Origin of the sequence: Pseudomonas sp. NFACC14 (genome assembly GCF_900106885.1) — a bacterium.
Lineage (GTDB): Bacteria > Pseudomonadota > Gammaproteobacteria > Pseudomonadales > Pseudomonadaceae > Aquipseudomonas > Aquipseudomonas fluorescens_AA.
Map to the genome: position 1 here is coordinate 1 of NZ_FNOA01000045.1, position 12,969 is coordinate 12,969.

Annotated in this window: 2 protein-coding genes; both read right to left on the reverse strand. The window is 68.0% G+C overall.

The annotated features are described in order from the left end of the window. The coding region (locus tag BLU85_RS29895) for a non-ribosomal peptide synthetase (RefSeq protein ID WP_175497013.1) at positions 1-5,456 on the reverse strand (5,456 nt) is incomplete at its 3' end. Further along, entirely contained in the window at positions 5,453-12,955 is a 7,503-nt protein-coding gene (locus BLU85_RS29900; RefSeq protein ID WP_371914263.1) for a non-ribosomal peptide synthetase, read from the reverse strand. The genes BLU85_RS29900 and BLU85_RS29895, both read right to left, overlap by 4 nt. Between the last annotated feature and the right edge of the window lie 14 nt (positions 12,956-12,969).

Genomic DNA, 12,969 nt, shown 5'->3' on the forward strand with positions numbered 1-12,969 from the left:
CAGACCACCAGGCAGCCACCGTTGAGCAGCGCGCCCCAGATCTCCAGGGTACTGGCGTCGAAGGCCGGGTTGGCGGCGAGGGCGAAGCGGTCCTGGGCGGTGAACCCGGCGAAGCCGTTGTTGCGCACCAGCCGGGTGATGGCGCGGTGCGGCACTTGCACGCCCTTGGGCGTTCCAGTGGAACCGGAGGTGTACATGATGTAGGCCGGCGCCTCGCTCGACACTGTGACAGGCTGACGCGGCGGGGTGGCTTCACCCGCGGTCGCAAGGCGATCCCAAGGGCACAAGATCTGGTAGCCGATACCTTGCACCGGCGCGTCCGGGTTGTCACAGAGCAGCCAGGCGCTGGCACAGTCGTCCAGCAACGCGCGTTGACGCTGCAGCGGGGTGGCAGTATCGATGGGCACGTAGGTCGCGCCGCTTTTCAGGATCGCCAGGATCGCCGTGACCAAACGCGGGCCCCGCGCAAGGCTCAGGGCGACCCGAGCGCCCGGGGTGACGCCGTGCTCGGCCAACCAGTGCGCGAGCTGCTCGGCCTGTTGGTCGAGCTGGCGGTAACTGAGCAAGTGTTCGCCGTCCTGCACCGCAGTAGCGTCGGGCCGGCGCTGGGCCTGGGCCTCGAACAGACGGTGCAGGGGCTCGTCGGCAGGGTAATCGCGGGTGGTTTCATTGAATCCGTGGAGCACCTGCCGACGTTCGTCCGCGCCAAGGATCGACAGCGCATGGAGCGGCAGTTGGTCGTTCTCGACCATCGCCTGCAACGTGGCGCACAGCGCCTGCCAGTGACGCTCCACGGTACCGGGGTCGAACAGCGCCGTGGCGTAGGTCAGCCGGCCGCCGATCACGCCGTCGCGCTCATACAGGTTCAGGGTCAGGTCGAACTTGGCGCTGTCCTCACCGGTGGACAACGGGGTCACTTCCAGGTCGCCCAGGGCCAGGCTCGGCTGCGGAGCATTCTGCCAGGCCAGCATGACCTGGAAGATCGGACTGTGAGCCAACGAACGCGACGGGTTCAAGGCTTCCACCAATTGCTCGAAAGCCAGCTCCTGATGGGCCTGGGCATCCAGCGCGGTGCGCCGCACCTGGGCCAGCAGCTCGCCGACCTGGCTGACCCGGTCGAGGCGCACCCGCAACGCTTGAGTGTTGACGAAGAAGCCGATCAGCGGCTCGACCTCGGCACGGGTGCGATTCGCCAGCACCGAGCCGATGACCAGGTCATCCTGCCCCGACAACCGTCCAAGGACCACCGACCAGGCGGCCAGCACAGTCATGAACAACGTCGTGCCGTGGCGTTCGTTCAAGTGCTTGAGGGATCGCACCAGCGCAGCGTCGATGCTCAGCTCCAGGCTGGCACCGCTGAAGTCTTGTCGGGCCGGGCGTGGCCGGTCCAGGGCCAGGTTCAACGAAGGGGGCGCGTCGGCCAATTGGGTGCGCCAGTAGTTCAGTTGCTCAGCGATGCGTTGTGCCTGGCGCGGGGAGCGTTGCCACAGGGCATAGTCGGCGTACTGGATGGCCAGCGGTGGCAGCGGATCGGCTTGCCCCCGGCAGAAAGCCCGGTACAGCTCGCTCAATTCCCGGGTCAGCACGCCCAGGGACCAGGCGTCGCCGACAATGTGGTGCAGGGTCACCAGCAGGACGTGCTCATGCTCGGCCAGGCGCAACAGGCGGGTGCGAAACAGCGGGCCGCCGGCCAGATCGAAAGGCGCCTGGGCTTCAGCGGTGTAATGGGCCTGCAACTGCGCCGGCGACTGATCCCGCAGGTCAAGGCACGGCATCACCAGCGAATGCCCGGGATCCACCACCTGGCACGGCTCGCCGCCGTCGGACACAAAACGGCTGCGCAAGGCTTCGTGCCGCTCGACGATGCGCGCCAGCGCGGCGCCCAGGGCCGCTTCATTGAGCTCACCGCGCAGCCGCAGGCCTCCGGCCATGTGGTAGGCCGCGCTGGCCTGGGCATCCAGGTGTGCGATGAACCACAGGCGTTGTTGGGCAAACGACAACGGCAGCCGCGCCGGCCGTGGACCGGCCGGGATCGGCGCGGCGCCGTGGAGCCCGGCTGCGCCCAGGGCTTCGATGGCCCGTGCCTGGCGTTGCAGCGTCGGGTGATCGAACACACTGGCCAAAGGCAGTTCGACGCGCAATTGCTGACGCAGCTGGGAAACCAGTTGCACCGCCAGCAGAGAGTGGCCACCTGCCTGGAAAAAATGCTCATCGCGGCCGATCCGTGGCCGGCCCAACAGGCGCCCCCAGATCGTCGCCAGTTGGTTTTCCAGCGGCCCCATGGGCGCTTCGAAGTGTCCGCTGGCGGCCTGTTCCGGTGCCGGCAGCGCGCTGCGATCGAGCTTGCCGTTGGGCGTCAGTGGCAGGGCGGGCAGGGCCACGTAGGCGCTGGGTTGCATGTACTCGGGCAGTACCGCCGCCAGGGCGTCGCGCAGTATCGCCTCGTCTGGCGCCGCTTCCGGCTGGGCCACCCAATACGCCACCAGCCGCGCATCGCCGCTCGGCGCCTGACGAGCCACGACCACGGCGTGCTGCACCCCCGGGACACGCGCCAGGGCGCTTTCGATCTCGCCCAGTTCGATACGATAGCCGCGCACCTTGACCTGGAAGTCGTTGCGCCCCAGGTAGAGCAGTTGTCCATCCTCGGTCCAGCGACCGAGGTCGCCGGTGCGGTACATCCGCGCGCCGGGCTGGGCTGCGAAGGGGTCCGGGAGGAAACGCTCCTCGGTCAGCGCCGGCCGGTTCAGGTAACCCCGAGCGACACCGGCGCCGCCGATATACAGCTCGCCCACCACGCCACGGGGCACCAGTTGCCGGTGCCCATCGAGCAGGTAGACCTGGGTGTTGTCCAGCGGTCGACCGATGCCCGGCACGAAGCCTTCGGCGCGGTCCATCGCCACCCAGGTTGAATAGGTGGTGGTTTCCGATGGTCCATACAGGTTGCACAGGCGCTGCACGTCACTGTGGGCGAAGATCCTTTGCACCAGGCCCTGTTTGAGTGGTTCGCCGGCCAGGTTGACCACCCGCGTCGAGGCCGGGATCGCCGCGGCCCCCACCAGCGCATCGAGCGCCGACGGCACGCTGTTGATCAGGGTGACGGGCACCGGACGGTCGAGCAGGGCCAGGGCATTGGTGGCCAGGTGCAGGGTCGCGCCAGCGGCCAGGGGCACGAAATATTCGAAGACCGCCAGGTCGAAGTTGATCGAGGTGGCGAACAGGCTCTCGCGCAGACTTTCGGCGTCGAAGGCGCGCAGCGCCCAATGCAACAGGTTGCAAGCATTGCGGTGCTCGATCATCACGCCCTTGGGCAGGCCGGTGGAGCCCGACGTATAGATCACGTAGGCCAGGTGCGCGCCGGTCAGGCCCAGGCGCGTCGGGTCCGGATTGTCGGCCGGTTGCTCGGCCAGACGGGCCTGGGTCTGCGGATCATCCAGGCACAGGGCGGTGCAACCCGCCGGTGCCGTCACGCTGGCTTGCAGTGCGGTGGTCGTCAGCAACGCCTGGGGCGCGCTGTCTTCGAGCATGTGCGACAGCCGCTCGCGCGGGTACGCCGGGTCCAGCGGCACATAGGCCGCGCCGGCCTTGAGGATGCCGAGCAGGGCGACCAGCAGATGCGGGCCACGCTCCAGGCAGATCGCTACCCGGCTGTCCGGCTGCACGCCTGTGCCCAGCAACAGGTGGGCAAGGCGATTGGCCTGGGCGTTGAGCGCTCCATAGGTCAACGGACTGGCGCCATCGGCCGCGTCGAAACGCGCGGCGATGGCCTGGGGCTGGCGTTCGGCCTGGCGTTCCAGGGCCAGGTGCAACAGGTCCCGCTCGGGCAGCGGCCGGGCAGTGGCGTTGAACGTACGCAGCAATTGCTCACGCTCCGCCTCCGGGAGTATCGAAAGATGGCAGGCCAGGCGCTGGGGTGTACTTTCCAGCGCGTCGAGCAGGTTATCCAGGGCCGTTTGCAGCCAGCCAAGCACCGGGGCCGCGCCCACCAGGGGATCGATTTGCAGGCTCAGCGAAAACCCATCGCCCAGGTCGTCCACCGACAGGTTGAAGGGATAGTTGGTGCGTTCCTCACCGCCCAGAACCTGCATGCCATCGAGCACCGGGGCATGCCCCTGGGCCGTGCTGTGCCGGTAGTTGAGCAGCGCCGAGAACAGCGCCGTGCCGTTGGGCAGCGCGCTGCAGCGTTGGGCCAGGCCCAAGGGCGCGTGCTCATGGGCGATCAACCGGCTGAGTAACCCATGGGTGTCGCGCAGGGCCTGCCTCACCGGCACCGCCAGGCGCACCCGCAACGGCAATGTATTGATGAACAGGCCCATGGCGGTGGCTGCTTCGGCGGCGCCCAGCAGGCGACCGAACATCACCGTGCCGAACACCACGTCGTCACGGCCGCTGGTCTTGCCCAGCACCAGGGCCCAGGCCAGATGGAACAGGCTGGCGCTGCTGACTTCCAGGCGGCGCGACAGCTCGCGGATGCGCCGGCTCAGATCCAACGCCAATGGCGCTTCCAGAGTCTGCACCTGGCTGCCGTCGCCGCGCACATCGAGCAGCCCGCAGGGCGCGGTGGGCTCGTCGATATCGCCAAGCAGCTCGGTGAAAAATGCCGCGTGTTGCGCTTCACTCAGGCCCTGGCGGGCGCGCACCACGAAATCACGGAACGGGCGTGGCGGTTGCAAGTCCGCCAGGCGACCCTGCTGGATCGCCGCGACCTCGCTCACCAGCCGCTCCAGCGATGTATGGTCCATCACCGCATGGTGGTGCAGCAGTTGCAGCAGCCAGCGACCGTTTGCCGGATCCGCTGCGGCCACCGCGCGCATCAGGGGTGCCTGGCGCAGATCCAGCCGATGCTCCCTGGGATCGGTCCAGGCGCGCAACGCGGTGGCCACGTCGCCCGCGGGCGGGCTGCACAGTTCCAGCGTCAGCGGGGCCTGACGCCACACCACCTGGACCGGCGCGTCGAGACCTTCCCAGGCCAGCGCGGTGCGCAGGATGTCGTGGCGGGAGATGGCCTGGTTGAGAGCGTCCATGAAGCGGCGCAGGCGCGGTTCGTCATCGAAGGCCAGTAGCACGTGCAGCAGGTAGGTATCGCCGCGTTCCTGGAGCAGGTGGTGGAAGAGGATGCCGGCCTGCAGGGGCACCAGCGGGTAGATGTCCTGGATATTGGCGGCACCGCCCGCAACGCTGGCGACGATGCCCTCGATCTGAGCCGCGTCGAGCTGGCAGAGGTCGAGCAGCGCCGGGGTGATGGCGGTGGTACCCGCCGGCAGTCCGCTTGTGCCGGCGGGCTGTGCCGCGGGCTGGCGCAGGGCCTCGATCAGCGCTGGCTTGTGGCTGCGCAGGAGGGCGATCAGCGCCTGGTCGGCCAGCACTTCATCATCGGCCACCACCGAGAGTTGGTCGCCGCGCAACGACAGGGTCACGCCACGGTGTTTGAGCAGAGCCAGCAATTGATCCGCAGTCACAGGAGCAGTTCCTTCAATGGAGTAGTGGCCGCGGCCAGACCGGCAAGGGTCGGTGCGGTGAACAATTGGCTGATGTCGACCCGCAGGTGGTGCTGGCGCATGCGCTCCACCAGTCCCATGGCAATCAGCGAGTGGCCGCCGAGGGCGAAGAAGTTGTCGTGCCGGCTGACCCGCTCGACGTTCAGCAGCTCGCACCAGATGGCCGCCAGGGCTATCTCGATGTCGCCTTGGGGGGCTTCGTAACGGGTTTGCACGTACGCCTGGGCGTCGGGTTCGGGCAGGGCATTGCGGTCGAGCTTGCCGTTGGCAGTCAGCGGCAGGCTATCCAGGCGCACATAGGCGCTGGGCAGCATCGACTCGGGCAAGCGTTCGCCCAAGGCCGTCCGCGCCTGTGCCGGCGTCGGTGGCGCGTCGCCGAGCAGGTACGCGATCAGTCGGGCCACGCCATGGCGATCAGGACGACCGACCACCACCGCTTGCCGAACACCGGGCATTGCCAACAGATGGCTTTCGATTTCCCCCAGCTCGATGCGGTGCCCATGGATCTTCACCTGGAAGTCAGTGCGGCCAAGGTAGCTGAGGCTGCCATCCAGCTCCCAGCGACCGAGGTCGCCTGTGCGGTACAGCCGCGCGCCGGGCTGGGGCGAGAACGGGTCGGCGATGAACCGCTCCCGGGTTAGCGCCTCGCGCTGCCAGTAGCCACGGGCCACGCCTCGGCCGCCAATGTGGATTTCACCCACCACCCCCAGCGGCGCGCGCCGACCGTGATGATCGAGCACGTGCACCTGAGTATTGGGCAGGGGCTGGCCAAGGCTGGGCAGCGGATGCTGATCCAGCCAGGCGCTGGTGGTGTCGACCGTGCACTCGGTCGGGCCGTAGACGTTCAGCACCCGCACGCCGGGTTCGCCGGCCAGTTGCTGCCAGAGTTCTGCGGGGACGGCCTCGCCGCCGAGCAGCAGGCGGCGGGGCAACGGCTGGGGCAGGGCCAGCGTCTGGCGATGCTTGAGCAGCGCCTGCAACTGGGTCGGGGTGCAGTCGAATAGGGTTACCTGCCGGCTCTGCAGGTAATCGAGCAGGGCCGCAGCATCCAGGCGCACGCGTTTTGGAATCAACACCAGGCAGTGGCCGCTCAGCCACTGACACAACTGCTGGACTGAGGCGTCGAAGGCCACCGAGGCGTTGAGCGAACAGCGCGTACCGGCCGGGAGGTCTGCCAGACGCTGGTGCAACCCGGCCCAGAGGTTGAGCACCGAGCGGTGCTCGACCATGACGCCCTTGGGCTGGCCGGTGGAGCCTGAGGTGTAGATCAGATAGGCGAGGTCGCTGGGCTGGGTTCCGATGTCCGGATCGTCGGTTGCGGCCTGCTGCCAGGCGGCACCAACGGCATCCAGGCAGATCAACGGCCCGGCGTCGAATGTCGGCAGCCCCTCGCGCACTCGTTCCTGGGTGAGCAGCGCCGCCGGAGCGCTGTCTTGCAGCATGAAGGCCAGCCGCGGAGCCGGATAATCAGGATCCAGCGGCACATAGGCGCAGCCGGCTTTCCACACCGCCAGCAAGGCGATCGCCAGGTGCGCTTCGCGGTCCAGGCACACCGCGATCCGTTGCCCGGGCCGTACGCCCTGGTCCAGCAAGTGATGGGCCAGGCGGTTGGCCTGTTCATCGAGCTGCCGAAAGCTCAGTTGGCGGTGCTCGTCGATCAGCGCAAGGGCGTCGGGGCGGCGAGCGGCCTGCTCGGCGAAGCGCCCGTGCAGAGTGCCGTCGGGCGCTGAGACGGACAGCACTGGGTTGAGGCGATTCAACCGTGCCTGCTCGGTGGCGGGCAATACGTCCAATGACTGAACTTGCCCATCGTCAGTCTGTTCCAGCGCTTCCACCAGGGCGTGCAGGGCCGCCAGCATGAAGCCCAGCAGCCGTTCCGGCGCATGGTCTGGGTGGGTCTGGGCGGTCAGTTGGAAACCTTCGCCCAGATCATCCACCGCCAGGTTGAAGGGGTAATGGGTTCGCTCCTCGCTGTGCAGCAGGGTCATGCCGGGCATGGCTTGGTGCACATTGGCCTGGCCGGCATGGCTGTAGCGGTAATTGAATAAGGTGCTGAACAACGCCGTCCCCGGCGCTACCGCGCTGCAACGCTGGGCCAGGGCCAGCGGGGTCTGCTCGTGGCAGAGCAGACCGTTGAGGGTGTCCTGGACCTGCCGCAGGGTGGCGTGGACGCCGCCGTCCAGGCGCACCCGCAGTGGAAGGGTGTTGATGAACAGGCCCAAGGTCCGGTCGGCGTGGGCGCCAGCCTGCAGGCGGCCGAACAGTACCGTGCCAAAGACCACATCGTCGCGCCCACTCAGGCGCCCCAGCACCAGGGCCCAGGCCAGGTGGCAGACACTCGCCGCGCTCACCCCGTGGGCCTCGGCCTGGCGACGCAGGCGGCGCGCCAGCTCCGGCGCCAGCGGCTGCTGGTGTTCCAGGGCCTGCCAGCGGGGATCGGTTTGCAGGTCAAGGTCGAAGGGCAGGGTGGGCTCATCCAGATCGCCCAACTGCTCGCTGAAAAAAGCGCGGGCGGCGGCCACCGCTTCTGGTCGCCGGGCCTGGGCCACCAAGGCTCGGGTGCCGGTGGGCGGCGGCAGGTCCGCCGAGCGCCCGCCCTCGATCAGGGCGATCTCTTCGATCATCAATTCCAGGGAGGTGTGATCGACCACCACATGGTGATGCAACAGCAGCAACAGCCAGCGCTCCTGCGCCGGGTCAAAGGCTGCTCGGGCCTCGATCAACGGGGCCTGCCGCAGGTCGAGACGGTAGTGGCGCGGGTCGGCACTGGCCTGCAGCCGCGCCGCGACGTCGTCACCCTCCAGCGCCAGGCGCCGAGGCGTGAACGCGACCTGCCGCAGCACCACCTGCACGGGTTCCTCCAGGTCCTCCCAGAGCACCAGGGTGCGCAGCGCGTCGTGCCGGTCGATGACCTGGCCCAGCGCCGCGCAGAAACGTTGCAGGCGCGCCTCTTCGGTGAAGGCCAGCAGGCTGCGCAGCACATAACGATCGCCCTCGCGCTGGGCGCGGTGGTGATAGAGCATGCCCTCCTGCAAGGGGCCCAATGGATAAATGTCCTGGATATTACCGACGCCGCCGGGCACTCGCGCCGCGATCAGGTCGATCTGCGCCTGGGGAAGGGTCACCAGATCCAGCATCTGCGGGGTGATGCGGGCGCACGGGGTCGGGATGGCGCTCACGCTTGGCACTGGCGCCGCAGCGCTGGCCAGGTTCTCCAGGCGCAGGGCCTGGGCGGCCAGTGTCGAGCGTTCGAACACGCTGCGTATGTCCAGGTCCCAGCCATTGCGGCGCAACTGTTCGAGTAATTGCACCGCCAGCAGCGAATGCCCGCCAAGGCTGAAGAAGTCGTCGTCACGGCTGATTTCCGAGACGCCCAGCACTTGGCTCCAGATGGCCGCCAGCCGCCGTTCGGTGTCCCCTTGCGGCGGCTGCCTGGCGGCACTGCTGGCCTGCGCCTCGGGCAGCGGCAGGGCCTGGCGATCAAGTTTGCCGTTGGGCGTCAGTGGCAGTTGCTCCAAGGCGACGCAGGCGCTGGGCAGCATATAGTCCGGTAAGCGACTTTCCAGATAGGCGCGTACTTCAGCCAAGTCCGGAACGGGTGAGGTGGAGACCTGCGCTATCAGATAGGCCACCAACCGCGGATCACCGGCAGGGCCGGGCTGCGCCAGCACCACCGCTTCGCGCACCGCCGGCATGCCCAGCAACTGCGTTTCGATCTCCCCCAGTTCGATGCGGAACCCGCGTACCTTGACCTGGAAATCGTTGCGTCCCAGGTAATCCAGCGAACCATCGGCCCGCCAGCGCCCCAGGTCACCGGTGCGGTACATGCGCGCCTGGGGATCGTCGACGAAGGGGTCGGACAAAAAGCGCTCTTGGGTCAGTTCGGCACGATTGAGATAACCCCGCGCCACGCCTGCTCCGCCGATGTAGATTTCACCGGCTACGCCCAACGGCACCGGCTGGCGATGACGGTCGAGCAGGTAGACACGGGTGTTGTCCAGGGGCCGGCCGATGCCGGGCCGGTAGCCCCCGGCACGGTCCATCGACAGCCAGGTGGAATAGGTGGTGGTTTCCGTTGGCCCATAGAGATTGCAGACCCGTTGCGTCGCGCTGCGGGCGAACAATTGTTCCACCAGCCGCGGCTTGAGCGGTTCGCCCGCCAGGTTGACCACCCGGGTGCTGTCCGGGACGGCGCCGACCCTGACCAGTTCTTCCACCGCCGAGGGCACGCTGTTGATCAGCGACACCGGGCAGGGACGGGCCACCAACGCCAGGGCGTTCTCTACCAGGTGCAGGGTCGCGCCGGCGGCGAGAGGGACGAAGCATTCGAAGACCGCCAGGTCGAAGTTGATCGAAGTGGCGAACAGGCTGCGGCGCCATTCCTCGGCGTCGAAGTTGCGTAGCGCCCAATGCAGCAAGTTGCAGGCGTTGCGGTGCTCGATCATCACCCCCTTGGGCACGCCGGTGGAGCCCGAGGTGTAGATGACGTAGGCCAGGTGCGTTGGGCCCAGGTCCGCAACCCTGGGGTTTTCCGTGGGCAAGGTCGCCAACCGGTCCCGCAACTGCGCTGCATCCAGGTGCCAACATTCGACCGCCGCGGCCGGTAACCCACTGGCCACGGCCTGGCTGCTCAGGACCAGCCGGGGCGCGCAGTCTTCGAGCATGTGCGCAAGGCGCGCCAGCGGGTAGTTGGGGTCCAGCGGTACGTAGGCCGCGCCGGCCTTCAAGGTGGCGAGCAGGGCGACCAACAGGTCTGGACCACGTTGCAGGCTGATCGCTACCCGGTCATCGGGGCGCACCCCGGCCGTCAGCAGGGCGTGGGCCAACTGGTTCGCCTGCTGATTAAGCTGGGCATAGCTGAGCCGGGCTCCCGCGGCCGTTTCGAACTGCGCCGCCACGGTGTCGGGATGCAGTGCCGCCTGCCGCTCGAAAGGCTGGTGCAGCAGGGTGTCCCGTGGGTGCGCCTGCCGTGTGGCGTTGAACGCTTCCAGCAATTGCTGGCGTTGCTCCAGAGGTAGGATGTCCAAGGCACAGGCACGGGTGGCCGGTGCGGTTTCCAGGGTCTGTGCAACCACCTCCAGGGCCCGAATCATTTGCGCAAGGACAGCGTCGACGCAGACTGAACGATGGACCTGTCCGGTTAGGGCAAAGCCTTCGCCGAGGTCATCGATGGACAGGCAGAACGGGTAGTTGCTGCGCTCCTCGCTGCCCAGCAGGTGCACCCCGGGCAGGTCGAACTCTGGGCGGGCCGAGCGTTGTGCCTGGCTGTGGCGAAAGTTCAGCAGCGCTGAGAACAACGCTGCCTGGGTGGGCAGCGCCGTGCAACGTTGGGCCAGGGCCAGCGGCGCGTGTTCATGGGCGAGCAGTTCGGTCAGTCGTCCATGGGTCTGGCGCAAGGCGCTGTACAGGGGCATGTCGAGGTCGATGCGCAGGGGCAGGGTATTGATGAACAGCCCCAGGGCCTGTTCCACCTGCTGGCCGGCACTGAAGCGGCCGAACAGCACCGTGCCGAAGACCACGTCGTCGCGGCCGCTGGCCTTGCCCACCACCATGGCCCAGGCCAAGTGGAACAGGCTGGCGACACCCACCGCCTGGGTCTTGGCCAATTGCCGCAGGCGGCGGGCCAGGGCGGGGTCGAGTGAGCGCTGGGCCTCGCGGTTGTCGCGGCCGGAACCCTGGATGTCGTGCAGGGCGTAGGGCAGGGTCGGTTCGTCGAGCCCGCCGAGCAGCCGCTGGAAATAGGCCTCGGCGCTGGCCTGGCGCCGGTGCTCGCGGGCCTGGGCGACGAACCGGCGAAACGCCACGGTCGGAGGCAGCGGATGCCCCGGATCTTGCATCAAGGTGCGGACTTCGCCGAACAACAGCGCCAGGGTGGCGTGGTCGATGGCCAGGTGGTGGTGGACCAACTGCAACTGCCATTGGCCGCTGGGCATGTCGAAGCGCACGTAGGCCTGGGCCAGGGGCGCGCGGCGAATGTCCAGGGGCTGTTCGGCGAAGGCGTCGCATGCCGCCAGCCAGACCACCGGCAGGGGCGCCTCGCGCCAGACCACTTGCACCGGCTCGTCCAGGCCTTCCCAGAGCACGGCGCTGCGCAGGATGTCATGGCGGGCGATCACCTGATCGAAGGCGGCGATGAAGGCGTCCAGCCGTGGGCGGCTGTCGAAGGCCAGCGTCGCGCGTAACAGGTAGGCGTCGTCGGCCGGTTGCAGCAGGTGCTGGAACAGCAAGCCTTCCTGCAGGGGCGCCAGGGGGTAGATGTCCTGCACGTTGGCGGCGCCGCCTTCCACCGCCGTCACGATCAGGTCGACCTGCGACTGTGGCAGGCTGAGCAACGGCAGCATGGCCGGGGTGATGCGCTTGCAGTCCGGCGCGATGGCGGATGCCTCAGGCAGCGCCTGTGATTTGGCCGGCCCCAGCGGGTTCTCCAGCAGCAATGCGAGATTGAGCAGGTTCGCCGCACTGAACAAGGTCCCCACGTCCAGCTGCCAGCCTTCGGCACGCAGCTGCTCGACCATCTGCACCGCCAGCAACGAATGCCCGCCGAGGGCGAAGAAGTTGTCCTGCCGACCGACCCGCGGTACCCCGAGGACCTCGGCCCACAGCTCGGCGAGGCGGGTTTCCACTGGCCCTTGGGGCGCTTCGTAGCAGTGCCGGGCGAAATGCTGTTCGCCGGGCTCGGGCAGGGCGTGGCGGTCGAGCTTGCCGTTGGCGGTCAGCGCGAAACCTTCCACCTGGACGAAAGCCGCCGGCAGCATGTAGTCCGGCAGCACGGCCGCCAGGCGGGCGCGCAGGGCGTTGGGCTCGTGCGTCTCGGTGGCGCTGAAGTAGGCCAGCAGGCGTTGCTGGGCATCGGCCAGCACCACCGCCTCGCTGATTCCCGGCAAGGCCTTGAGCTGGGTTTCGATTTCCCCCAACTCGATGCGAAAGCCACGGATCTTCACCTGGAAATCATTGCGCCCCAGGAACAGCAGCACGCCGTCGGCGCGCCAGCGCACCAGGTCGCCGGTGCGGTACAAGCGTGCCCCGGGCGCCTGGCTGAAGGGGTTGGCGACGAAGCGTTCTTCGCTCAGGCGGGGTTGGTTCAGGTACCCCAGGGCTAAGCCATCACCACCGACATAGAGCTCGCCGGCCACCCCGATCGGCACTGGGCGGCGCTGTCCATCCAACACATAGACCTGGGTGTTGCCCACGGGCCGGCCGATGGGAATGTCACCGGCCAATGCATCCTCGAGGGTGATGGCGTGGGTGGTGGTGAAGGTGGTGTTTTCCGTCGGCCCGTAGCCGTTGAGCAGGTGCTGGGGCGGCGAATGGCGCAGGACCTTTTCGATGCGCCGCGGATCGAGCACGTCGCCGCCGACCATCAGGTAGCGCAGCGCGCCGAAGGCCGGCGCCAGGGCCTCGGCGTACTGATGGAACAGCCCGGCGGTGAGCCAGAGCACGCTGACTTCGTGGCGCAGCAGGTGCTCGTTGAAGC